This is a genomic window from Rhizobium sp. BR 314 (genome assembly GCF_047445805.1).
Taxonomy (GTDB): domain Bacteria; phylum Pseudomonadota; class Alphaproteobacteria; order Rhizobiales; family Rhizobiaceae; genus Rhizobium; species Rhizobium lusitanum_B.
Genome location: NZ_JARWLA010000021.1, coordinates 1 through 22,269, shown reverse-complemented (window position 1 = coordinate 22,269; position 22,269 = coordinate 1). Strand labels below are relative to the sequence as shown.

The window sequence follows — 22,269 nt, the reverse complement described above, 5'->3', positions numbered from 1 at the left end:
GTGTGCTGTCTGAGCTCCAGGCAGGCGCGTTGACGATGCCCGACATCCCTGCGGCCGAGAATGCCAATCCCCGAAGGCGGATGCAGCATTTCACTGTATCGTCACTCATTGACGCGGGCATACTTCGCCACGATAAGATCGAGCCGAAAAATGTGGCAAGCGCCAGCGAGACAATAACAGGAGTGTAATAGTGAGCGAACCGACCGTAGCAGATGCAATCAACCGTGTTTATGAATCGCTCCAAGCGGACAATGCCGACATCGACTTGCATATCACGACTCTCAAGGCGGCTTTGACCCGAGCCGGTTTGAAGGAAGCCGTGTTCGATCCGGCTAGACTCGCGCATAATAATCGTTCCGGCAGGAAACTTATGCAGGCCTACTTTCGGCAGCGCGGCGTAACGGTGAAATTCACCACCTCGTGACGCCTTTCAATGATGCTTGATGGGCCGCAACATACATCGACCGGATCACCCTCAATGAGGCCGGACACCAAAGTTTGGCCTTCGGACACGCATTGAGGCGCCGCACCCGTTCCGGGGCGCGATACTGTCAAAGAAACTTGGCAGCTCTCCACCCCGAAGCGGTCATTTCATCGAGGTTGAGCCAGGTGAGGCCCGCTGCGTTAAAGTTTAGGAACAGACGCTCAGTTAGTCACCGATCTTGCCCGGCCGTATCGACATGCTGGCGGTGATGGTTTCGTCTCGTTCCAGAACTTTCATTCCGTGATGCGCCGCGCCTCCAGGCAGATTGAAGGCGTCGACCGGATGGGAGACCGGTTCGAAACAGAAAAAGTCGGCGTCAGCGGAGGGTGAGAAGACGACATACTGGTCGAGCTCTTCGCTTGCCGTGATCGTCGCGTTGAGGTCGCGCCCTGGCCAGGAGATCTGCGCATTGCCATCCCACCCGCCGAACCAGTTGTTGATCCAGCGGTTCGGCAGTTGACGCGGCTCGTTGAAGTCCATGTCGGCATGTTGGGCAATCGCATTCTTTGCAGCGGGCAAATGGTCATCGCGCTCGAGCCAGACTTCGTCAGCCGATGCCGTTAGGCGGGTATCGCGGTCACGGACAAACCAGGGATGAAAGCCGACCCCGAAGGGCAGCCGTATCCCTCGGTTGATCACTGAAAGATGCATCACGAGTGATGGTCCTTCGAGAGCGTAGCGCATCTCCGCGTCATAGCGGAAGGGGCCGGGGCCAGCGGCGGAGAGCTCAAGCGTCAGGCTTTCTCGCGTCTGTCCTGTGATGCTCCAAGGCATTGCAAAGGCATTGCCGTGGATCGGATATTTTTCCGTCGAAATGTTGCGTTCGATGGCATGGAACTGCCCCTCGAACGTGAAGCCTCCGCCGGATACCCGGCCGGAAAACGGAACCAGCAGGACATTGGAAAGCTGGAACGGATGCTCGGTGCCGTCCGCAACGCGGCGGAAGATCGGCTGCCACGCGACCCCATCATAGACATCATAGCCTATTGCTCCGGCCCCGAGATCGGAGCGGATGCTTATCCGCGCCAGGTCGTTGTCGAGCGTGATGGCCATCACCAGCCGCCATTGATTGCGATATTCTGGCCTGAAATCATGTCCGAGACCGGGGAGACTAAAAACAGGGCCAGCTCCGCTATATCTGCGGGCTGGATGCGTTTCTTCAGCGATTGGCTCTCGATGATCCAATCGTTGTATTGCTGCAGCCGATCCCCAAAGACGCGCTCCTCGGCTTCAGAGACGACGGCGCCTGGCGAGATCGCATTAACCCGGATCCCATGCGGACCGAGTTCGCGGGCAAGCGATTTGGTAAGCCCGTACATGGCGCCCTTGGACGCGACGTAGGGCACATAGCCATCCCATCGTCCGTTGAGCGTGATCGAGCAGAAGTTGACGATCTTGCCGTACCCCTTCTGCTTCATAGCCGGCGCCACGGCGCGCGTCAGTGCGAAGGCTGCTGACGAATTCACCCGTAACTGGTCTTCATATTCTTCCAGAGAAAATTGCTCGAAGGGCTTATTGATGATCAGCGCTGCATTGTTGATCAGTATATCGATACCGCCATGGGCCGCGGCGAGCTCGGCTATTTTCTGCTCGCTCTCGGCGAGGCGGTTGAGGTCCTGTCCAACATAGAGCGCATTGCGACCGGTTTCAGAGGTGATACTTGCGGCCAATGGCTCGCCATTCTCTGCCCCCGGCCGGTCGAGCAGGAGCACAATTGCCCCCGCTTCAGCGAGCATTCTTGCCTGCGCCCGGCCAAGAGTACCGAGCGCACCGGTCAGTAGCGCAGTTTTTCCCGAGAGAATTGCCATCTCAGCCTCACAAGAGTTCGTGGACTTCATCTATCGAGGTGTCTGCGGTCTGCCGATCGAAAACGATCTCGCCGCGAGCCATCGCTACGATCCGGTCACAAGATTGGAAGACATGCTGCATGTTATGTGAAATGAAGATGCCCGTCAGGCCCTGCGCCTTCAGACCACGCACGAAACCGATGACCTTGTTCGTCTCCTTGACGGAGAGGTGGTTGGTCGGCTCGTCGAGGATCAGCACCTTCGACTTGAAATGCATCGCACGCGCAATCGCCACGCCTTGCCGCTGGCCGCCGGAGAGCTCTCCTACCAGCGCATCCGGTGAGCGCAGATGCAGGTCGACATCGGCGATCGCCTTGACGCTCTCGTCGCGCATGCGCTTCTGGTCCATGATACCGAAATTGCCGATGCGCCATTTCATCGGTTCGCGGCCAATGAACAGGTTCCGGGCGATCGACATGGTCGGAACCATCGAATTGTACTGATAGATCGTCTCCAGCCCGTGATGCATTGCATCCTTGGGAGAGCGGAAATTGACTTCCCGGCCCTCGATGAGGATTTGGCCGTCATCCTGGTGGTGGACGCCGGACAGGATCTTGATGAGCGTCGACTTGCCTGCGCCATTATCGCCCACCAGACCGACAGACTCGCCGGGTTTGATGGTCAGCGACACGTTCTTCAGGGCATGTACGCCGCTATACCACTTCTGCAGGTTGCGGCACTCGATAATCGGCTGGGTCATTTGTGCGCCTCCACCTTGATCTTGCGGGACATCTTGCCCATCCAGGCATTGGCGATGACGGCGAACATGGTGAGCATACCGATCGCGAATTTGAACCAGTTGGCGTCGACGCGCGAGAGCACGAGGCCGTTGTCGATCGTGCGGATCAAGAGCGTACCGATGATCGCGCCGAACACTGTGCCGATGCCACCGGCCAATGCGGTGCCGCCAATGACGGCGGCGGCGACCGCCTGCAGTTCCAAACCCTCGCCGATCGACGGCAACGGCGAGCCGAGGCGCAGCACCTGGAGCAGGCCGGCAAAGCCCGCCAGCATCGAGCAAAGCATGAAGCAGACGATCTTTACACGGCGAACGGGAATGCCCATCGACGCGGCAGCCTCGTTGAAGCCGCCAACGGCGCGGATCCAGTTGCCGAAATTCGTTAGAGAAAGGAAGGCCGCCGCGACAATGGCGATCAGCGCGAACCACAGGAAGGACATGCGCAGGATCGCACCCTGCCAGATGTAGTCTGTAAATAGCCAGGTGGGAAGATTATCAGGCAACAGCGGCGGGAAGCCACCTGAAATGACGATGGTCAGAGATCGCGCGATGAATAGCATGCCGAGCGTGGTAATGAAGCTCGGAATCGAGAACTGCAGCGCGACATAGCCGTTGATGAGGCCGATGACCGCACAGAGAGCCAGTCCCAGCAGAAGCGAAAGACTGAATGGGATTCCATCGTTCAGCATCACCGCCATAGACATCGGCATCAATGCGAAGACCGAACCAACAGACAGGTCGAATTCGCCACAGATCATCAAGATGGTCACGCCGATAGCAACCAGCGCCATCTCCGGAAGCAGCCCCATGATGCCGCGTATGTTCTCAAACGACAACAATACGCCGTTCGATTTGATCTGGAACAGGACGATCAGAATGATCAACAGCGCAAGCCCTGCCAGCTCGGGCTTATCGAGATAGACTTTCAGAAACCGCTTCATCGGCGTATCGCTCGTAGTAGGTCGGCGTCCCGTTCCGTGGAGCAAGACGCCGGGTGCAACTGAATGGTTCTATTAACGCAGGCCGCGCTTCGACATTTCCATGATCGTGGCAACGTCCTTGGGCGTGACAATGCCCTGGCCGGTATCTATGTCCGAAGGCGCAAGGCCGGCGGTCTTCCAGAGATAGGCCTCCATGACGGGCATGAAGCCCTGCATGTAAGGCTGCTGGTCAACCTGGACCTGCACATAACCGGCCGTCATCTGCTGCAGAACCTCGGGAACGAGGTCGAAGCCGCCGAGCAGAACCTTGCCCGGTGCGATGCCGCGGTCCTTCAGCACCTTGGCAACGCCTGCGCCCCAGAAGCCGGTGTCGAAGTAGGCCGTCGTGTTTGGATTGGCGTTGAGGTAGGCGCCGATGCGGTCGGCGGTGATTGCAAGGTCGGTGGCTGAATCGATGCGCGTGATATTGACCTCGCGATCCTTATGTTCGGCCTTGTATTCTTCGAGGAATTTGGTGACGCCGGCGGCGCGCTGCTCGGACCATGTTTGCCCCGGGGCGTTGACGCCTACGAGCAGGTTCAGCGGGCCGTCCTTCGGAAAGTTCAGGGATTGAGCCTTGGCGAGCGAATAACCTGCCGCGACGAAACCCTGGCCTATGAAAGCCTTGCGTGCATTGCCCTTCGCACCCTGGCTGTCGTCGACATTGACGGCAAGCACGAGGATGCCGGCATCGGTGGCTTCCTTGATCGCTGCATCATAGGCCTTGTCGTCGACAATGGCGACGAAGATCGCATCCGGCTTGGTGGCGATAGCTGCCTGAAGGTTTGCGACCGCCTGCTCGACCGAGCCCTCGGTCTGGGTCAGGACGAGCTGGCAATTGGCCGCGACGCGGGTGCACGCATCGTCAAAACCCTTCTTCACCGACTGCCAGAAAGTGTTGGAGGCCGAGGAGTGGCTGATGAATGTTATATTCAGTCCCCCGGCAGACGCGCCGGATGCCATCAACGACAGGCCGAGCGCCGTACCGGCGATCAATTTCTTAAGCATGCTTTCCTCCCTTGTTTTGTAGTAATATGTGCTGCGCTCACTCCGTATCGTCGAACAGCTCCGCGCGAGAGCGGGCGATTTCAGGCAAGGACGTCAGTATCTCGCGCAGATGCAGCCGGATCGCCTCCTCCGCGGCGGTCTTGTCGCCGGCAGCAATGCCATCGACTATTTTCTCATGCTGTTCGATCAACCGCCCGATATGCAGATCGTCGACGGAGAGAAACCGCACGCGGTCCATCTGCGCCTTGACACTTTCGATCACGCTCCAGGCATAGGACTTGCCGGCTGCAGCGGCGAGCGTGTGATGGAAAAGTTCGTCGAGGCGCAGAAACCCCGTACGATCGTCGTGCGATACCTTCCGCTGTTCGGCGAGTTGACGGCGCAGCTCAGCGACTGTCTCGGCCGCAGGATCTCCGGCGACCACGCGCACGATATCGGCTTCGATCGCCTCACGGACAAAACGTACGTCCATGACCGACGCCACCGAGATCTTTGTGACGAACGTGCCGCGCTGCGGAAGCACCTGCACCAACCCTTCCTCGGAGAGTTTGATGAAGGCTTCCCGCACCGGCTGTCGGCTGACCGACAGGGATTTGGCGGCATCCGATTCCGAGAGCCGTTCTCCCGGCAGTAGTTCCGCCTGAATGATGCGCTCTCGCAGGATGCGATAGACCTGTGGGCCAACGGACTCGCCCATCGCGACCACTTTGGCGGGTCTGGCGTTCTGCATGCGACGGTTCTCCTCCCGGTGTCGGTCCAATGCGAATTGTCTACTAACCTACTACCATACAAGTCAAGTGTTTTTGCATGGATCATGCCTCTATTCGGGCCATGCGCCGGTAAACCGTGAATTTTCTGTCGAGATCCATCGCCAGTTCGACACCGTGGCCAGGGCCTGGCGGAACGGTGATCATTCCGTTGGTCACCGTCGGCAATTGCGTCGTAAGGTCGGCGTACCACGTGCGGTAATAGGCGCGCACGCTCTCCTGCACGAGGGCGTTTGGTGCATTGAGCGACAGGTGCGTTGATGCTGAAAGAACGACAGGGCCTGTGCAATCATGCGGCGCGACAGGCAGGTGCCAGGCTTCGGCCATGGTGGCGATCTTCTTTGCCTCGGAGATGCCGCCGCACCAGGAAAGGTCGAGCATAACGATCCCGGCGCTGTCGGTTTCGAGCAGATCGCGAAAAGCCCAACGCGTCGCCAACGTTTCGGAGGCGCACAAAGGTGCGGAACTGGCGGCCGCATAGCGCTTCAGACTGGACAGCGAATCCATCTTGATGGGATCTTCATGCCAGAAAGTGCCGTAGGGTTCGAGCGCACGTGCAATCCAGATCGCCGGGGTAAGTTGCCACATCGAATGGAACTCGACCATGATGTCCATCTTGTCGCCGACCCGCTTGCGAATCTTTTCGAAAGGCTCAAGCGCCTTGCGCAGATCGGGTCCCGAAATATATTGGCCGCCGCTTGCTTCCGCAGCGATGTCGAAAGGCCAGATCTTCATCGCCGAAATGCCTTCGGAAAGTAGATCCTCCGCCAGATCGTCTGCGTGTTCGAGGAAGCCGTTGAGGTCGTCATAGTCGCGACCGGGACCGCCTATGCCGTAATTTCCCGTCTGCTGGCCGCTTGCTTCACGCATGTAGGTGTTGCCGGCGCAGGTATTGTAGGTTCGGATTTCCTGGCGCGAAAAGCCGCCGAGCAATTGCGCAATCGGCAAGTCGGTTGATTTTCCGAACAAGTCCCAGAGACCGATGTCGACGGCGGAGTTGCCGCGCATCTCGACACCTGTGGAGCGGAAGCCGAGATAGCCGGTGAGGTCTTTTGAGATGCGATCGATCTCCAAGGGGTCGCGACCAAGCAGTTTCGGTGCGACGACCTCATGGATGTAGGCCTCCACCGTTTCCGCCATGAAGAAGGTTTCGCCAAGCCCGACGAGACCTTCATTCGTATGAATCCTCACCCATAGAATATTCGGGAATTCCTTGACGCGGACGGTTTCGAACGCGGTGATCTTCATCAGTATACTCCCGCCGCTAGCAGTGCTTTCACGGTGAGGTCGAAATGCTCGACCATCGCGGCCTCGCCTCTGGCCGGATCGCCGTTGGCGATGGCCTGCGCGATCGCGAAGTGGCCGTCGATGCTTTCCTGTCGCGTTTCGTTGCTGCCGCGGCTCGCCCAGCCGATCGGCCAGGTGTGGCGCGTCACCACATGGAAGGAGCCGACGATCAACGAAAACATCGGGTTCTTCGATGCCGAGCCGATCGCCTCGTGAAAGGCGATGTCGTGCTCCATGACTTTCTGCGGCTCATAGAAATCGCGCTGCATGGCCTCCGCCAGCGCGTAGATTTCTGCCGCTTCCCGATCGCTTCGGCGCAACGCCGCAAGCGCTACGGTTCGACGCTCAATGGTGCGGCGCACGTCGAAAATCTGCTGGATGGTTGCCTGGTTTGTATGGACGGCGTGATCTGTGATCATCGCCAGCACATCGGCCTTCGGTGCTGCCACCCGCGCCCGGCGTCCGTTGCCGATATCGATCAGCGTCAATGCGGCGAGGGAACGATAGGCCTCACGAACGATGGTTCGCGATGTGCCGGTCTGTTCCGCAAATGCGCCCTCGCTTGGCAGTTCGTCGCCCACCTGCAGGCCATTGTCGCGGATATACGCCTTTACCGAAGTCATGACGCTGCCGAGCAATCCCTCGGCTCCAGCGTGACGTTCTCCGACATCCTTCGTATCAGAAGAGAATTCCATAAAGCTCTTCTCCAACCTGTATTATAGGTATAAATTAAGCTTGATTTAGATTGTCGATTTCCTATTGTCAATCGCAAGTTTCACTATGAAGAGGGAGGGAATATGCGGGTCCGCATTTTATTCGATGCGCAGGACATCGTGGGTGAGAGCATTGTCTGGTCGAGTGAGGAGGGTGCGCTCTACTGGGTCGATATCGGCGGCAAACGCATTCATCGGCTGGAATTAAAGACGGGCATGCACCAGACCTGGCCTACACCGGATTTCCCGACATCGATCGGCATGTGCAAGAGCGGTGGCTTTATCGTTGGACTTGCCCGCGACGTCTGCCTCTGGCGGCCCGGGGGGGTATTCGAGCCTTTTGCAAGGCCGGAACCGGCAAGACCCGAAAATCGGTTGAACGAAGGCCGGGTCGCACCCGATGGTTCCTTCTGGGTGTCTACGATGCAGAACAATCTCAATGCGGATGGAACGCCGAAGGATATGACAGCCAATGCCGGCGCGATCTATCGCATCGATCCGTCGGGCGAGATCAAGCAGTTGACGCCGAATGATTATGGTATCACCAACACAATGGGCTGGACGCAGGACAATCGCTTTCTGTTTGCCGACACGCGCGCCAACGAAATCTATTCCTTTGCCTACGATCCAGAGGCAAAGACGATCTCGGGTCGCCGCACCGTGGTGAGTGGGTTTACGCGCGGCTTGCCCGACGGCTCATGTCTCGATGCGGATGATCATCTCTGGAATTGCCGCGTGGTCGGCGGCGCCGCCGTCGCCCGTTTCAGCGCCGAAGGCGCGCTGCGAGATCTCGTCGAGCTGCCGGTTTTATGGCCCACGAGCTGCACCTTCGGCGGAGAAGATCTTTCCACGCTCTATGTTACATCTGCCCGCTTCGCCATGACCCGAGAACATCTTTCTACCCATCCACTCGAAGGTAGTCTGCTGGCGGTCGAAACCGGCTTTCGCGGTGTCGCAGAACCCAAATTCGGATATTGACATACTGGTATGGTAGAATGTTAATAAGCGAAAACGCGTGGAGGAGCGCCCTTTATGGAATTCGAAGGCAAGAGCATCATCGTCACCGGCGGTAGCCTGGGCATGGGGCGTGCTTGCGCGGAGCGCTTCGCAAAGGCCGGTGCACAGGTCCTCATCGTTTCCAACGACCGGCAGTCCGTCGATAAGACGGTGGGTGAGGTCGGCGGCAAGACAAGCGGCTTTGTCGGTGATGTTCGCAAGGCTGCGGATATGCAAGCTGCCGTCGAACAGGCGACGGCGGAGTTTGGTGGTGTCGATATTCTCGTCTGCAGTGCTGGCATCCAACGCTACGGCACGGTGGTCGATACGCCGGAGGATGTTTGGGACGACGTGCTCGACGTCAATCTGAAAGGCATCTACCTCGCCTCGAAGTTTGCCATTCCGGAAATGAGAAAGCGGGGTGGTGGTGCAATTGTCGCCATCTCGTCGATACAGTCCTACGCCTCGCAGGCAAATGTAGCCGCCTACACCGCCAGCAAGGGCGCCATCAACGCACTCGTGCGTGCCATGGCGCTCGATCATGCCGCCGACAACATCACGGTCAATGCCGTTTGCCCAGCCTCGATCGATACGCCCATGCTGCGCTGGGCCGCCGATCTCTTCAAGGGTGACATGACCCAGGATGAGATGGTTGCTCAATGGGGCAAGGGCCATCCGGTCGGCCGCGTCGGCAAGCAGGAAGAAGTTGCCGATCTGGTAGCATTTCTTGCCAGCGACAAGGCTCGTTTCATCACCGGCGCTGACATAAAGATCGATGGCGGTACCATGGCCAAGCTCGGCATCGTGCTGCCGGAGTAAGTTATTGCATTCATTTGAACGGAGACCTGCATGAAGCGGCCCAAGATCACCGACATCCGCGCAACAACCGTGACCGTGCCGCTCGAAGCGCCGCTGCGGCATTCCAACGGCGCGCATTGGGGTCGTTTCGTGCGCACGATCATCGAGGTGGAAACGGATATCGGCATCGTCGGCCTCGGTGAGATGGGGGGAGGAGGCGAGAGTGCGGAGGCGGCATTCCGCGCGCTCAAGACCTACCTTGTCGGGCATGACCCGTTCGAGCTCGAGCAGCTGCGTTTCAAGATCTGCAATCCGACAGCCAGCCTTTACAACAACCGTACACAGATGCATGCGGCCATCGAATTTGCCTGCATCGATATTATCGGCAAGTTTCTGGGCGTTCCCGCCTATGACGTCCTCGGCGGCAAGATGCGCAATGAGGTTGGTTTTGCAAGTTATCTCTTTTTCCGTCTGCCGAATAAAGAGACCGGCAAGGGAGAGATCCGCACTGCCGACCAACTGATCGAACAGGCGCTGGAACTCAAGCGCAGTCATGGTTTCAAGGCGCATAAGCTCAAGAGTGGCGTCTTCCCGCCTGACTATGAACTTGAAGTCTTCCGCGCACTTGCAAAGGCTGTTGGCAGCGATTCCGTGCGGTATGATCCGAACGCCGCCTTCAGCGTTGAAGAGGCCATCCGCTTTGCCAAGGGTATCGAGGATCTCAATAACGATTACTATGAGGATCCGACCTGGGGTCTGAATGGCATGCGGCGCGTGCGGGAAAACACACATATGCCACTCGCCACCAATACCATCGTCATCAACTTCGAGCAGCTTGCAACCAATGTGCTGAACCCGGCCGTCGATGTGATCCTGCTCGATACCACCTTCTGGGGTGGCATCCGACCCTGCATCAAGGCGGCAGGCGTGTGCGAGACATTCCAGCTCGGTGTTGCCGTGCATTCTTCCGGCGAGCTCGGCATCCAGCTCGCCACCATGCTGCATCTTGGTGCCGTCCTGCCGAACCTCGTCTACACGGCGGATGCGCATTACCACCAGCTCACCGACGACATCATCGTTGGCGGTCCGATGAAATATGTCGATGGCGCCATTGCGGTGCCGGACGGTCCCGGCCTTGGCGTGACGCTTGATCGTGACAAGCTCGGCCAATATGCCGATCTTTACAAGTCGCTCGGCGGTTATCTTTACGATCGCGATCCCGCGCGGCCCGGCTGGTTTTCGACCGTGCCAAACACGCGCTGGGCCGATCCACAGGACGGCAGGGTGGTGGACTATTGAGATTGCATCTTGGCAGGATGCTGCTAGCTACGCGGTGAAACGAACGCGCAACGTCGCCGGTAACCGGGAAGGCCTTATGCTCGTGCGATTGGAAAATATGGAGTGGAACCCTCTCTTCACGGATTGTCACCGGAGCGCTTCACTCTCTCTTTTCAGGGATCAGACGTATAAAATTTCCCTTACATGTCGCAACGTTGATTGCTGTTGATATCTGACGAAGCGATCCACGCGCGACCAGCGCTTCCGGTCGAGGGATCTTTCCGGGACCTGCATCGATAAAGGCGGCCCACTCGTCCTCGGAGTCGAGCAGCGCCATGAACGATGTCGCGACGATTACCTGGCCGCAGGCGGCGCATCGAAGAGTGTATGAGCCGTCGTGGACGACCGGTTCGGCTTTGTCTGATCCACACGCCGTGCAAGTCAACATATCGCTCATTGCGTTATCCCAAACTCCACCGGCTAGAAGACGTCTCGACAACAGAGTTCGATATCGCAAATTCGTCAATGGGTTCCCGGCCACCGAATGGATCAGCCACACATGCAAATCCAGATCCTAGCGTCGTGAAACTGAAGACCTCTGGCGCATTGAGGCGGTTCAGGGCATCCTATGATGGCTGAAAGTTGTGTTTATGGCAGTTGGAGGAACGCCGATGCGCTGCTTTACCGTGCTTGGACCTTCGCAGACCGGAAAATCGACAGTCGTGGAAAAGCTCGGCTCCCTGGAGGGGGCACCGAAAAAATCCAGCTCCCCTTATGGATTGAACATCACAGAATTCACCTTCGGAAACGAGGCGTGGTGCGCGCTCGACGCGCCGGGACCGAACGAAGCATTGGCGCATGCGCAGCACGCGCTTCTTGCCAGTGACGCCTGCATCCTGTGCGTTTCATCGGCACCCGAGGAAGCCGTGCTCGCGGCGCCCTACCTGCGAATAATCGAAGCCTCGGGGACGCCTTGCATCCTCTTCGTCAATCGGATGGACGAACCGAGAGGGCGGCTGAGGGACGTGATCGCCGCGCTTCAGGACTACGCCAACCACACCCTTTTGCTTCGTCAGATCCCGATTCGCGAGGGGGACAGGATCGTAGGTAGTTGCGATCTGATTTCGGAACGGGCGTGGCGCTACCGGGAAGGCCAGACTTCGGCGCTGATCGCAATACCCGATGGCGCCGCCGAACGCGAGCGCGAAGCACGCGCCGAACTCCTGGAACACCTGTCCGAATTCGATGACTGGCTTCTTGAAGAACTGATCGAGGACCGCGAACCACCAAGCGACGCGCTTTATGCCATCTCATCACGGGTTCTCCGGGAAAACAAGATTATCCCGGTTCTGATCGGTGCTGCTGGTCACGGCAACGGCATGATGAGGCTGATGAAGGCGCTGCGTCACGAGGCGCCGCCGGTCGGGGTTCTTCGGCAGCGTCTCGCTCGTGCAGCAGCCGTCGACGAAGGCAAGCTGGTGGCCGTGAGCTTCCACGCCTATCATCGCCAAAATGTCGGCAAGACGGTGCTCGTGCGCGCGCTTGGTGAGGGATTGCGGCAAGGCGCATTGCTTGGCGGCTCAAGCCTTGGCGCAGTACAAAATCTTGCCAATGGACGGTCCAATTCGGCGGTTCTGCCAACGCCGGGGGATGTCTTCGCAACAGTCAAGTCCGACCACCTGTCTGTCCCTTCACTGCTGACTACTGGCGCGGTGGTTGCCCCGCCTGAATGGACGGAACCACCGACGCCGATGCTTGAAAGGATCCTGATTCCGGGCAGCGAGCGCGATGAAAACAAGCTTTCAGAGACGCTGGCGAAACTCTCCGAGACGGATCGCGGTCTGAAAGTCTTGCAGGAGGAAGGTACGGGCGCTCAACTCGTCCGTGCCCAAGGGCCTGTGCATCTGCGTGATCTCTTCCGCACACTGTCCGATGTCTTTCACATCTCAGTGACCGACCGAACGCCCAGCCCGATCTACCGCGAGACGATCACGAAACCATCGGAGGTTCACTACCGTCATCGCAAGCAGACCGGCGGTGCCGGGCAATTTGCGGATGTGAAGCTCAGCATTTACCCCAACGAGCGCGGCCGGGGCTTCACCTTTGATGAAACCATCAAGGGCGGCGCCGTTCCCCGCAATTACATCCCCGCCGTCGAAGCGGGTGCACGCGAAGCAATGGAGAAAGGACCGCTAGGCTTCGAAGTCATTGATGTTGGCGTAACGTTGTCAGATGGTCAGCACCATACCGTCGACAGTTCGGAACACGCCTTCCGAACTGCATCGAAAATGGGGGTGCGTCAGGCGCTTTCGGAAGGATCGACCGTCTTGATGCAGCCGGTTTTTCGCAGCGAGTTTCATATTCCGTCGGTCTATTCGGGCAACCTCGTCCAGATCGTCTCCGCTCTTAACGGCCAGGTTCTCGGCTTCGACCGCGATGAAGCCGCCAAGGGATGGGACATCTTCCGGGCGCTCGTTCCGGGCGGCGCACTTGACGATCTGGCGCGAGCGCTGCGCTCGGCGACGCAGGGCATTGGTTATTTTTCCAAGACCTTCGATCACTTCGAGGAACTATACGGCAAGGAAGCGGACGCCATCGTGAGGGCACAAGAGAAATCAGGCGCCGCACACTGAACCGTTCGTGCTGGTCCGTCGATGGGAGAGCGTCGGGAACCGCGATATCAAGTTCCTATTTGGAGCAGGTCCAATTGACGATACGGCAGCCGCGATCGTTTTCCCGGCAATTTGCAAGCGCGGTATACCGAGCCTCGCCACGCCTCGCGCTCCAGCCATAGCCGAACCCTCTCCTGCTTCCGACGGCGAGAGCCCCGCAGGCATTGCGGAAATAAACCACGATCCGACAGTCGTCGGCATAGGAGGAGCAGTTGGACAGTGCCTCGTCCTCGGCATCGGCCCGCGTGGAATAGTTGTGGGAGGAACCGTATGATCCCGTGCTTCTTGAGTAGGCCAAAGCGCCGAATTCCGCAGCAGAGGCGACAGTCGCGGCCATGGTCAATGTTAGCAGCGCTGTTGTTGCGGCAAATTTCAAACGTGTCATTTCCATATCCTAACAGGGGCTTGAAAGGGGGCTGAACCAACAGGCGCTTTTGCGCGTCCTCTACGAAGTATCTAACCGAGGTCGCCCATGGTCGGCATGGTTTCTAAGAAAGGAAATATACCGGAAACGTCACCGGAACTAGGCGTTGCCTTGGCGCGGTTGTCGCCGATCAGTGCAAAGTGGTTCGATTGCGAGCGAAACGTCGTCATTACATTGACCTGTGCGGTTACAAGAATTCTGAGTGAGAGCAGGCGTGTGCCATTTTTGATCGAGAGTTCCTTGTCGAAGACGTCCTCCAATGTGTCAACGGACTATTTTTGGGTGCATTTTCACGCGCAGCCACAAAGACTTCGTCTTCTCAAGCACGTTCCAATGTTAAGCAGCGCCGAGCATGGCATCAACTTGAGGGAAATCGGACGCGTAGTGACAGGCCACATCAGCCCGTGATTCGCTCTATCGTCGCCATCGCTTTCCTATCAGAGTCATTTCCAAGCGATTTGGCTAGGCTACAGCAATCTTGCCGCTCCGATTGAATGTGCGGTCGGGTCGACGCACACCTGATTACGTCCGTTCAGCTTCGCCGCGTAAAGGGCGAGATCCGCCCTTCGATAGAGATCATTGACATCGTCGCCACGCAGGGCAGACGCGATACCGGCGGAAAACGTGTAAGAGAAGTCGGGTTGGTCGGGCAGGGGGCGTGATTGCCTCACGGCAAGCAGCATACGATAAACGATCGTTTCTGCGCGGTCCGGTGTGATTTTGGGGAGAATCAGAGCAAATTCTTCTCCTCCGATGCGTCCAACAATATCGGTCTTGCGGGCGATTTTCTGGAGCGTTGCCGCAAAATCTCTGAGAACCGCGTCGCCAATGCTATGGCCGAAGCGATCATTGATCGACTTGAAGTTATCGATGTCGAGTATGGCAAAACACCCAACTTGCTCGGCTGCGCCACCCTGACCACCGACGAGCTCACCAAGCTTTGGCATGACGAATCTCCGGCTTGGAACGCCCGTCAATTCGTCGGTCTGCGAGGCTTTTAGCGCAAAGTCGCGGTCTTGCCGCAGGGAGCGTTCGTCCGATCGGATCGTGGTGATGTCGCTTGCAACGCAGAGCATCCAGCCACTGTGCTCCATGGTCTCCGTCATCCAGAGCCAGCGGCCATCATGAAGATCTGTTTCGAAGGCGCGAAAGCCGGTTTTCCCTCGTCTCGCCTGTGTAGTCAGCAGCCAGCTCTCGAAATCAGTGGTTTTGATGATCGTTCCGCGCATGGCATGATAGTTACGGCGCATGAGGTCGGACCATAATGGATGCTCGTTATCGTCGATGAACCAGGCCATTCGAAACGCACGGTTGGCGAAGCGAAGGCGATCATCCTGATCGTACACGGCAACGAGCGCACCCGACCCTTCGATCAATTGCGCCATGCGCAATATGTATTCTGCGTTACCCAAGGCCATCATGCCCTCAGACTGGTTGTGTCGCCCTGAATTGTGACCGGCAGGGATAAAATTTATGTTAGTATGTTAGGATGAGCGAGAAATATTGTCACGCGGTCCGCGGTGTGACGGGCCGAAAATTGACCTTATCAAAGACGGGTTTTGCCGTTGGGCTCATACCGCCGCTGACGCTACGATGCAGTCGAAAGCCTCATGCGGCAGGCAGCACGCTGATAGGAATGTCGTCGCTCTCGTCTCCGCGTTCGAACGCCATTTGGTCGGCGAGCTGGCGGAGTTGGTTGAAATCGGCCGGGCCGTCGAAGGAGATGCCGCCGAGGCGGATGGCGACGGAAAGCGGCGCGCCTTCTGCGCTGAAGGTGGCCTCGGAGACGCGCGCGCGGATGCGGGTGCCTATGTCGTGGGCGTTCTCGATCGTGGCGCCAGGTAGGAAGATGCCGAGTTCGTTGGTTGCAAGCCGCGCCACCAGATCACCACTACGAACCGAGGATTGGATGATCGAGGCAAGCGATTGCATCACGGTGTCGGCCCATCGCGGCCCGTAGCGACGGCTGATGTCGTCGAGTGTATCGATGATGACGGCGACGACGATGCCGCCGGCATCGGCGGCGGCATGCTTGCGCCGGTCGATAAAGTGCTCAACGGCTGCGGCAAAGGCGGTGCCGTTCAGCGTCTTCGTTACGCTGTCGTAGCGCGCCGCCTGGGTGACGTTTTCCTGCATCTTGCGGAGCACGCTTTTGTTGAGCTGCAAGGCAAAAAACAGCGGAAAGGCCACAAAAGCAGAAACAAGTGCTGCACCGACGAATCCGACCAGAAATGGCTGATCCGGCATTAATAGGTTTAAAATAAGCAAAAGACCAAAGGAACCGACCACGGCGCATAGTGCGCCGAGCGTGGCCCTCCGCAGGGCTTTGAAAATGGTGTCGGAGGGATGTCGGTGTTGTAGAATCATGTCGGAGCTATACCCGTTCTTAATGCTGCGTTAGCTAAACAGGGGCCTGAAAAAAACAGCTTAAGAAATCCTGTAAAATTTGTTGCTTCGTATGGTTGTTTTCGCGAATTGGCGGCGTTCGGATGAATATCTGAAACCGTTGTCGGGAAGACAAGGGATAGATCCACTTGAGCGCGGATCAAGTGGAACATATTGGCTCCGATATCCGGAGTGCCTTGGGCGATCCGGGGAGCGAGCCAGTTCGTCTGTTGATAGCCATGATCACCCGGATGGCCTGCTTCTTCGACGCGATCGGCGCCTCGGCGACCACAGCCGAGCCGATGCCGCCAAGCCAGGCTGAGTTGGCCAGCATTTTAAAGCAAGTCGTCGATTTCGGTCGCTGGATAGCTTCCCCCGGAGGAGAGTGTGGCTATTGGGGTGTGATCTTGTCGCACCGTTTGTGGGCAGCACAGTTCGCCTCTACTACGCGCCCTCCGAGCCCGGAGAAATCACCGGCCTCAATACAGCAAAGAAAAAGGGGATGGGCGCGGATCCGGATTTCTTACTTTGAAGAGAATCGAGTATTGCTAATAAAGCAATGTGAAACGTTAGGGGAGGGGCGAGGGGCGTTCAACAGACACATCCGAGACGTCTCGCCCTTCACACGAGCACCACATTCGAGAGCCTTTCGGCTCCCCAATTCGGCGCCTTATGTTTCCGGACTATCGAAAAGGGCCGCCCTGAAATATTGCTGATCACGACGCGGGAAACACATCGTTGGACGATACCGAAGGGCTGGCCTATCAAAGGGCTGAAACCTCACGAAGTCGTGGAACGTGAGGCTTGGGAAGAGGCTGGCATCAAAGGCAAGGCAAAAAAGAAGCCTTATGGCTTTTACACCTATTTGAAGCGGCTCGCAGATAGTCGGACAGTAACAGCGTCCGTGGAGGTTCATGCCTTGGAGGTCAAGGAGACCTGTCTCAATTTTCCGGAGACCGGTCAGCGAACATTGATCTGGTTGCCGCCCATTGAAGCTGCGCTCCAGGTTCCCGAGCCGCAACTCAAAGAGTTGCTGGCGGGCTTTATGGCAAATGAGATAGGTAAGATCGGTTCGTGACGTAGCCGATACAAGGAATGGCAGGCCGACGAACTGTGCCTATCCTGGAGCCATTGCAGTCAAAATGAGTGTAGATAAGGGGGCGCCGGTAGAGATCGACAAGGCGACTGGAAACGGGAAGTCACCGAGTTCTTCATTCTATGTATGGAAAGTTGGCGAAATAGCTTCGATCGCGGCTGGAGCATGGCTCGATGGTTTCGAAGACGAGCAGCGTCGCCACCAGAGCTGAGGCGGCGAGGCGTCGCTTGGCATCCCATCGCTCGCGAGAGGCGGGCGATGACCTAGCCAGAACTGCGTGCCAGGGTGTGTCTTCGACGGGGTGTGGCGAGACGATCTGGATACTCGTTCTATAAGCAGCGCAGCGTGTGCATAGCTGCATTGCACAATAAATGTTTTCCATTTGATCAAAAAACGGGCATAAAGCTCGTGGCTGATGCACATGACGGTCTCCTCCCAGTTCCGTCGCAGCAGCTGTTCCCCTCTGGAGGTCTTTGACCTTCACACTTTATGGGCCACGGTTTCGACCGGCGGCCCTTTTTTCTTATGCAAGTCCCTCCGCCACCCCGCACTGCTTGGACTCAATGCGCTCCCAACTGCGGTCCGAGGTCCTGGATCGCGGAGTTCTGAAGCTGCATGTCCTTTTCGCGCCACCGGCGTGTGCTCACGTTGGCGGCGTCGGCGAGAGCTTCCAATTCCGCGATGTCGTCGCCGGTGAGCGTCATGGTGCTGGCTCCTACCAGGTCATCGATGTAGCTGGGCTTGGTGAAGCCGATGATCGGCGTTGTACCCTTGGCGATAGCCCAAGCCGTCGCGACATCGGCGGCCACGGCTCCCTGCGCCTGACCGATCACGGCCAGCCTCTCCGTCAGCACCTTCAATTGAGACAGAATGCCATTGTAAACTTCAGCCCGGCCAATGCCTTTCGGCGGCGGATTTTCAGGACTGTATCTGCCGCACAAATCGGCTGTTTCACACAGGCCAGTTGATGGGTAAGCTGAGGAACCCGATCTAGATTGGAAACTGCAGCGCACGGTTGTTGGTGCCAATCCTGCCAAAGATGTCATTCATTTCGGGCTCGTCTCCTTGGCTCGTTTTGTCCGTGTTCTTCGCCGTGATAACGACGCTCTCTCCAACACCATCGACCTGCCCCGGAGCAATGCAAGCAGAAGGTCGCATCGACCGCCTGAAGACGAAGCGGCAATGTATGTAGGCACATACAGGGCATTCTCAGAATGCGAATGATGCCGATCGAATGGCCGATCTCCACACAGCTTGAGGAAAGCCCGAATTAAGTGGAAAGTCAGAGGAATAAATTTGCTAAGTAGCGCTTATTATTTCTGAGTGGCAAAATTGTATATGTACGGTCCGCATGTTTATATATGTACAACCAGTATGTTTGAATAAATATATCCATTCCGCATCTGTCGTAAATACTTAGAAATATTTGGCGAAATATGACGTATTTTTGCATCTAAAAAATTTTTATGCAGAGGAATACTGCCGCCAGTGGAGAAATAAATTTCCCGCATCACCATGATGACTCTAGGTTGCTGAGGGGAGCGATTGGGCTCCTGATAATAGGGAACGGCCGGATTGGCGAACCCGGAGATGATCTTAGGCGGATTCAAATCTGGCACATCGATTGGAGAGAAAATGAACATCAAGAGCCTTCTTCTTGGCTCCGCTGCTGCGTTGGCAGCAGTATCCGGTGCTCACGCAGCCGACGCAATCGTCGCTGCTGAGCCGGAGCCGCTTGAATACGTCCGCATCTGCGATGCATATGGCGCTGGCTACTTCTTCATTCCGGGTACCGAAACCTGCCTCAAGATCGGCGGCAAAGTTCGTACCGAAGGTCAGTGGTACGATGCATATAACCCTGATACCCATTTCGGCACCAAATGGCACACTCGCGCTGAGCTGCAGCTGCAGACGGCTTCGGACACCGAATACGGCCCGCTGAAGACCAACACCGAAATGCGTTGGGACTGGAACGACGGCAACCCAACCGCGACCAACCTGCTGCACGCCAGCATCAGCCTCGGTGGCTTCACCATCGGTAAGGAAGACTCGCAGTTCAACGTCTTCACCGGTTATGCCGGCGACGTCATCAACGACGACGTGGTCTATGACGGTCCATATGAACTGAACCAGATCACCTACAACTACGACGCTGGAAACGGCTTCACGGCTGTGATCTCGGTTGAAGACAGCAATTCGGGCTACACCACGAATGCTGCTGGTGTGACGGTACCAGTCACAGGCCCCAACGGCGAAGACAGCCACAACCACTACGCTCCAGACGCCGTTGCCGGTGTGGGCTACAAGGCCGGCGCATGGGCCTTCAAGCTCGTTGGCGGTTACGACTCGATCGTCGAAGAAGGCGCCATCAAGGCCCGCGTAGACGCTGACTTCGGCGTATTCTCGGCCTTCTTGATGGGCGGCTGGAACACGAACGGCGATAAGCTTAACAAGTATGCTGGTGCGGGAGGTGCAGGCCCGGCTGCCAATATCGGCTGGGGTGACTGGGCAGTTTGGGGCGGTGCAAGCGTTCCGATCAACGAAAAGCTGAAGTGGAACCTGCAGCTCGCCTACACCGACTCCAAGATCTTCGCTGCTACGACGAACGTCAAGTGGAACCCGGTTAAGAACCTGCTCGTCGAGCCGGAAGTCTCCTACACCAACTGGGACAACATCAATCAGGACCAGTGGGCCGGTATTCTCCGCTTCGAGCGCACTTTCTGATCTGATCTGAAATAGACCTCCGATCAGAGACGGAGGAAGGCCCTGTTTCCATGAGAGCCTTCCTCTTTTCGGTAGAAGCTCTTTCCGAGACGGCCACATCCACGCGAACTTGTGTCGGGGAACTATTGAAACCTAGTTTGCTGCGAGACCGCGATAGTTTTCCTGATCGGCATTATTCAGTTCGCTTCTTCATCTGCGAAAACAAGAGCGGGTGATGCAGCGCTGCCGCTCGCCTGGCGCCCGCAACATTTGGTCAGCGTGATCGCCGCACTCCGAAATCCCACCCCAAGCACTCGCCGTCGAGAACCTGCGCCTGATGATGGAGCAGGGCCGCCATTCAATCGATGTCGTCGCGCTGGAAACCGGTTTTGCTGATCGCGAACGCATGCGCGGCGCTTTCGTGCGCGCCTTCGGTCACACCGCAAGCCGTTCGCCGTTTGGCGCAGCTGGAGGAACGGACGTAATGAATCCATCAACGCGTGATCCTCACTCCGATCTTGGAGCACATAGGATTGTCGTCATAAAACCGATACAACTATATCGTCATTGCAGTTGCAGTCTGGAGCAAACCAGAGCTTGGTTCAGATCAGAGCCAAGGTTTCAGTGCCGCTGAACGTCCAGTCGAGTTTGCGTTTGGCGGGTAAGGCGAAGCATGATGCCTCATCGGCCGACAGACAAGGGAACTACCGTGCGCGCGATATCACTAGGAAGCATTGAAATTTCCAACTCGAAGGCAATGGTCTTCATCGGCGGTGTCAACGTGCTGGAAAGCCGCGATCTGGCAATGCAAGTCGCCGAAGAAATGAAAAGAGAGACGGATCGCCAGCAAATCCCGTACGTCTTCAAAGCCTCCTTCGACAAGGCCAATCGCTCCTCGAACCAATCCTTTCGCGGCCCGGGCATTTACGAGGGTATGAGAATCCTTCAAGAGGTTCGCGACACTTTCGGTGTTCCGATCCTGACGGATGTTCATCTCCCCGATCAGGCAACAGTGGCCGCCGAAGTATGCGACATCCTGCAGCTCCCCGCATTTCTCGCCCGCCAAACCGACTTGATCGAGGCCCTCGCTAAGACGGGAAAAATCGTCAACGTGAAAAAGCCTCAGTTCATGAGCCCGCGCCAGATCGGAAATGTCATCGATAAGTTCGCAGATTTCGGAAACGACAAGGCGATCATCTGCGAGCGCGGGAGCTGCTTTGGCTATGATAACCTGGTGGTCGATATGCTCGGATTTAGCGTCATGAAGGAAGTGAGCGCTGACGCGCCTATTATCTTCGATGTGACGCATTCGCTGCAGATGCGCGACCCGAGCGCAAAAAGTTCCGGCGGCCGCCGAAAACAAGTCTTCGAGTTGGCTCGTTCTGGCCTGGCCTTGGGGCTGGCAGGCATATTCTTGGAAGCGCATCCTGACCCTGATCGCGCCTTATGCGATGGACCTAGCGCATTAGCACTCGACAAAGTTTCCGCTTTCTTGAGCCAAATGAAAGCCGTCGACGAGTTGGTAAAGTCTTTCCCAACCGTCGACCTTGCCTAACTAGAGTGACATTCCGCGTTTGAGCGCATCTTGGTTACAGGGAGCATGCTGGGGAGGGCGACAGGCGCATTTGAAAATGGAATCTGCCAATTACTGGCATGTCGCACTTGGAAATAGAATGTACCCGGCTACACACGTTGTGGCGGATGAGTTGGAATGTCGGCCGATTTGCAAAGTAGAAATGTCCCTTTGGGCGCATCGTCAGCCATTTAGAAATGCGACACTCGATATGTCCACTTGCACTGTGGCAAGCCCCCGACCGGGCCGGGTTGCAAGGGAAGGGAGGGGGCGGGTGAGACGCACCCCTTCGGCTTTAGCTTCCTCACTATCAATTCGTCTTCTCCTGGTAGATGGTTGACGGCATCGACATGCCACCAGGTTAGAACCAGGACTGCGCCATGCTGCCGGAAATCAAATTGCTGGGTGACGTCGATGTCGCCGCTCTGTCGCCGCTGATGCGCGGCATGCTTCTTTCGGTTGCCTATGCGGAGGGCGAGGGGGGGCATCGGGATGCGGAGGGCGAGGGGGGGCATCGGG

Annotated in this window: 22 protein-coding genes and 2 pseudogenes; 9 read left to right on the top strand and 15 right to left on the bottom strand. The window is 57.4% G+C overall.

Annotated elements, in window-relative coordinates; translation table 11 throughout:
* The first annotated feature begins 187 nt into the window (after nt 1-187).
* A complete protein-coding gene (locus QD461_RS23000) occupies nt 188-424 on the top strand; it encodes a hypothetical protein (protein ID WP_414089885.1) in 237 nt (78 codons plus the stop codon).
* A gap of 225 nt (nt 425-649) precedes the next feature.
* On the opposite strand, the gene QD461_RS22995 is transcribed toward QD461_RS23000, so the two are convergent.
* The 8 genes from QD461_RS22995 to QD461_RS22960 all read right to left on the bottom strand — a co-directional run bounded on the left by QD461_RS22995 (nt 650) and on the right by QD461_RS22960 (nt 7,807).
* Complete coding sequence (locus QD461_RS22995; protein WP_414089817.1) at nt 650-1,540, bottom strand: aldose 1-epimerase; 891 nt, start codon at nt 1,538-1,540, stop codon at nt 650-652.
* Entirely contained in the window at nt 1,537-2,292 is a 756-nt protein-coding gene (locus tag QD461_RS22990; RefSeq protein WP_414089816.1) for an SDR family oxidoreductase, read from the bottom strand. The genes QD461_RS22995 and QD461_RS22990 overlap by 4 nt, the downstream gene beginning before the upstream one ends.
* 7 nt (nt 2,293-2,299) lie before the next feature.
* Entirely contained in the window at nt 2,300-3,031 is a 732-nt protein-coding gene (locus QD461_RS22985; RefSeq protein ID WP_184707464.1) for an ATP-binding cassette domain-containing protein, read from the bottom strand.
* A complete protein-coding gene (locus QD461_RS22980; protein WP_414089815.1) occupies nt 3,028-4,011 on the bottom strand; it encodes an ABC transporter permease in 984 nt (327 codons plus the stop codon). The genes QD461_RS22985 and QD461_RS22980 overlap by 4 nt, the downstream gene beginning before the upstream one ends.
* Before the next feature lie 72 nt (nt 4,012-4,083).
* On the bottom strand, nt 4,084-5,058 hold the full coding sequence (locus QD461_RS22975; RefSeq protein WP_414089814.1) for a sugar ABC transporter substrate-binding protein: 975 nt from the start codon (nt 5,056-5,058) through the stop codon (nt 4,084-4,086).
* Nucleotides 5,059-5,095: 37 nt separating this feature from the next.
* Nucleotides 5,096-5,788 (bottom strand): GntR family transcriptional regulator, encoded by a 693-nt coding sequence (locus QD461_RS22970; protein WP_414089813.1) that lies wholly within the window; start codon nt 5,786-5,788, stop codon nt 5,096-5,098.
* Nucleotides 5,789-5,870: 82 nt separating this feature from the next.
* Nucleotides 5,871-7,073: a mandelate racemase/muconate lactonizing enzyme family protein gene (locus tag QD461_RS22965; protein WP_414089812.1), complete on the bottom strand. Its 1,203-nt coding sequence runs from the start codon at nt 7,071-7,073 to the stop codon at nt 5,871-5,873.
* Nucleotides 7,073-7,807 (bottom strand): FadR/GntR family transcriptional regulator, encoded by a 735-nt coding sequence (locus tag QD461_RS22960; protein WP_414089811.1) that lies wholly within the window; start codon nt 7,805-7,807, stop codon nt 7,073-7,075. Before QD461_RS22960 ends, QD461_RS22965 begins: the two co-directional genes overlap by 1 nt.
* 102 nt (nt 7,808-7,909) lie before the next feature.
* Between QD461_RS22960 and QD461_RS22955 the strand changes: the two genes are divergently transcribed.
* From QD461_RS22955 to QD461_RS22945, 3 genes are read left to right on the top strand one after another with little or no spacing between them, the layout of a single operon-like run.
* Nucleotides 7,910-8,803: an SMP-30/gluconolactonase/LRE family protein gene (locus tag QD461_RS22955; protein ID WP_414089810.1), complete on the top strand. Its 894-nt coding sequence runs from the start codon at nt 7,910-7,912 to the stop codon at nt 8,801-8,803.
* Nucleotides 8,804-8,857: 54 nt separating this feature from the next.
* Nucleotides 8,858-9,640, top strand: a complete 783-nt coding sequence (locus QD461_RS22950) for an SDR family NAD(P)-dependent oxidoreductase (protein WP_414089809.1) — start codon at nt 8,858-8,860, stop codon at nt 9,638-9,640.
* A gap of 30 nt (nt 9,641-9,670) precedes the next feature.
* Complete coding sequence (locus tag QD461_RS22945) at nt 9,671-10,918, top strand: enolase C-terminal domain-like protein (RefSeq protein WP_414089808.1); 1,248 nt, start codon at nt 9,671-9,673, stop codon at nt 10,916-10,918.
* 139 nt (nt 10,919-11,057) lie between these two features.
* On the opposite strand, the gene QD461_RS22940 is transcribed toward QD461_RS22945, so the two are convergent.
* Nucleotides 11,058-11,354 (bottom strand): hypothetical protein, encoded by a 297-nt coding sequence (locus QD461_RS22940; RefSeq protein WP_414089807.1) that lies wholly within the window; start codon nt 11,352-11,354, stop codon nt 11,058-11,060.
* Nucleotides 11,355-11,568: 214 nt separating this feature from the next.
* On the opposite strand from QD461_RS22940, the gene QD461_RS22935 reads away from it, so the two are divergent.
* The gene (locus QD461_RS22935) at nt 11,569-13,530 is read left to right on the top strand and encodes an elongation factor G (RefSeq protein ID WP_414089806.1); all 1,962 of its coding nucleotides are present in this window, start codon (nt 11,569-11,571) and stop codon (nt 13,528-13,530) included.
* A 55-nt stretch (nt 13,531-13,585) separates the two neighbouring features.
* On the opposite strand, the gene QD461_RS22930 is transcribed toward QD461_RS22935, so the two are convergent.
* From QD461_RS22930 to QD461_RS22915, 4 genes are all read right to left on the bottom strand, one after another.
* Entirely contained in the window at nt 13,586-13,954 is a 369-nt protein-coding gene (locus QD461_RS22930) for a DUF4189 domain-containing protein (protein WP_414089805.1), read from the bottom strand.
* 71 nt (nt 13,955-14,025) lie between these two features.
* Entirely contained in the window at nt 14,026-14,253 is a 228-nt protein-coding gene (locus QD461_RS22925; RefSeq protein ID WP_414089804.1) for a hypothetical protein, read from the bottom strand.
* Between the two features lie 207 nt (nt 14,254-14,460).
* Nucleotides 14,461-15,378, bottom strand: coding sequence for a GGDEF domain-containing protein (locus tag QD461_RS22920; protein WP_184707440.1), 918 nt, complete (start codon nt 15,376-15,378; stop codon nt 14,461-14,463).
* Between the two features lie 223 nt (nt 15,379-15,601).
* Nucleotides 15,602-16,240 (bottom strand): GGDEF domain-containing protein, encoded by a 639-nt coding sequence (locus QD461_RS22915; RefSeq protein ID WP_414089803.1) that lies wholly within the window; start codon nt 16,238-16,240, stop codon nt 15,602-15,604.
* A gap of 814 nt (nt 16,241-17,054) precedes the next feature.
* On the opposite strand from QD461_RS22915, the pseudogene QD461_RS22910 reads away from it, so the two are divergent.
* Nucleotides 17,055-17,456: pseudogene (locus QD461_RS22910) on the top strand (NUDIX hydrolase); the annotation flags it as partial.
* Between the two features lie 578 nt (nt 17,457-18,034).
* On the opposite strand, the gene QD461_RS22905 reads toward QD461_RS22910, so the two are convergent.
* On the bottom strand, nt 18,035-18,415 hold the full coding sequence (locus tag QD461_RS22905) for an aldo/keto reductase (RefSeq protein WP_414089802.1): 381 nt from the start codon (nt 18,413-18,415) through the stop codon (nt 18,035-18,037).
* Between the two features lie 414 nt (nt 18,416-18,829).
* On the bottom strand, nt 18,830-19,117 hold the full coding sequence (locus tag QD461_RS22900; RefSeq protein WP_414089801.1) for a hypothetical protein: 288 nt from the start codon (nt 19,115-19,117) through the stop codon (nt 18,830-18,832).
* Here QD461_RS22900 and QD461_RS22895 point away from each other — a divergent pair.
* From QD461_RS22895 to kdsA, 3 genes and pseudogenes are all read left to right on the top strand, one after another.
* Nucleotides 19,110-20,198, top strand: a complete 1,089-nt coding sequence (locus QD461_RS22895; RefSeq protein WP_414089800.1) for a porin — start codon at nt 19,110-19,112, stop codon at nt 20,196-20,198. The two genes, QD461_RS22900 and QD461_RS22895, sit on opposite strands and share 8 nt — an antisense overlap.
* Nucleotides 20,199-20,422: 224 nt before the next feature.
* Nucleotides 20,423-20,662 (top strand): annotated as a pseudogene (locus QD461_RS22890) (GlxA family transcriptional regulator); the annotation flags it as partial.
* A 191-nt stretch (nt 20,663-20,853) separates the two neighbouring features.
* Nucleotides 20,854-21,732 (top strand): 3-deoxy-8-phosphooctulonate synthase, encoded by an 879-nt coding sequence (gene kdsA / locus QD461_RS22885; protein ID WP_414089884.1) that lies wholly within the window; start codon nt 20,854-20,856, stop codon nt 21,730-21,732.
* The last annotated feature ends 537 nt before the right edge of the window (nt 21,733-22,269 follow it).

What these genes read in the sequence shown, in the direction of transcription:
- QD461_RS22935 (WP_414089806.1), top strand. Translation starts at nt 11,569, where the DNA reads ATGCGCTGCTTTACCGTGCTTGGACCTTCGCAGACCGGAAAATCGACA.
- QD461_RS22970 (WP_414089813.1), bottom strand. Translation starts at nt 5,788, where the DNA reads ATGCAGAACGCCAGACCCGCCAAAGTGGTCGCGATGGGCGAGTCCGTT.
- QD461_RS22920 (WP_184707440.1), bottom strand. Translation starts at nt 15,378, where the DNA reads ATGGCGCAATTGATCGAAGGGTCGGGTGCGCTCGTTGCCGTGTACGAT.
- QD461_RS22975 (WP_414089814.1), bottom strand. Translation starts at nt 5,058, where the DNA reads ATGCTTAAGAAATTGATCGCCGGTACGGCGCTCGGCCTGTCGTTGATG.
- QD461_RS22900 (WP_414089801.1), bottom strand. Translation starts at nt 19,117, where the DNA reads ATGTTCATTTTCTCTCCAATCGATGTGCCAGATTTGAATCCGCCTAAG.
- QD461_RS22955 (WP_414089810.1), top strand. Translation starts at nt 7,910, where the DNA reads ATGCGGGTCCGCATTTTATTCGATGCGCAGGACATCGTGGGTGAGAGC.
- kdsA (WP_414089884.1), top strand. Translation starts at nt 20,854, where the DNA reads ATGCCTCATCGGCCGACAGACAAGGGAACTACCGTGCGCGCGATATCA.
- QD461_RS22985 (WP_184707464.1), bottom strand. Translation starts at nt 3,031, where the DNA reads ATGACCCAGCCGATTATCGAGTGCCGCAACCTGCAGAAGTGGTATAGC.
- QD461_RS22960 (WP_414089811.1), bottom strand. Translation starts at nt 7,807, where the DNA reads ATGGAATTCTCTTCTGATACGAAGGATGTCGGAGAACGTCACGCTGGA.
- QD461_RS22915 (WP_414089803.1), bottom strand. Translation starts at nt 16,240, where the DNA reads ATGCCGGATCAGCCATTTCTGGTCGGATTCGTCGGTGCAGCACTTGTT.
- QD461_RS22930 (WP_414089805.1), bottom strand. Translation starts at nt 13,954, where the DNA reads ATGACACGTTTGAAATTTGCCGCAACAACAGCGCTGCTAACATTGACC.
- QD461_RS22940 (WP_414089807.1), bottom strand. Translation starts at nt 11,354, where the DNA reads ATGAGCGATATGTTGACTTGCACGGCGTGTGGATCAGACAAAGCCGAA.
- QD461_RS22965 (WP_414089812.1), bottom strand. Translation starts at nt 7,073, where the DNA reads ATGAAGATCACCGCGTTCGAAACCGTCCGCGTCAAGGAATTCCCGAAT.
- QD461_RS22980 (WP_414089815.1), bottom strand. Translation starts at nt 4,011, where the DNA reads ATGAAGCGGTTTCTGAAAGTCTATCTCGATAAGCCCGAGCTGGCAGGG.
- QD461_RS22945 (WP_414089808.1), top strand. Translation starts at nt 9,671, where the DNA reads ATGAAGCGGCCCAAGATCACCGACATCCGCGCAACAACCGTGACCGTG.
- QD461_RS22950 (WP_414089809.1), top strand. Translation starts at nt 8,858, where the DNA reads ATGGAATTCGAAGGCAAGAGCATCATCGTCACCGGCGGTAGCCTGGGC.
- QD461_RS22990 (WP_414089816.1), bottom strand. Translation starts at nt 2,292, where the DNA reads ATGGCAATTCTCTCGGGAAAAACTGCGCTACTGACCGGTGCGCTCGGT.
- QD461_RS22895 (WP_414089800.1), top strand. Translation starts at nt 19,110, where the DNA reads ATGAACATCAAGAGCCTTCTTCTTGGCTCCGCTGCTGCGTTGGCAGCA.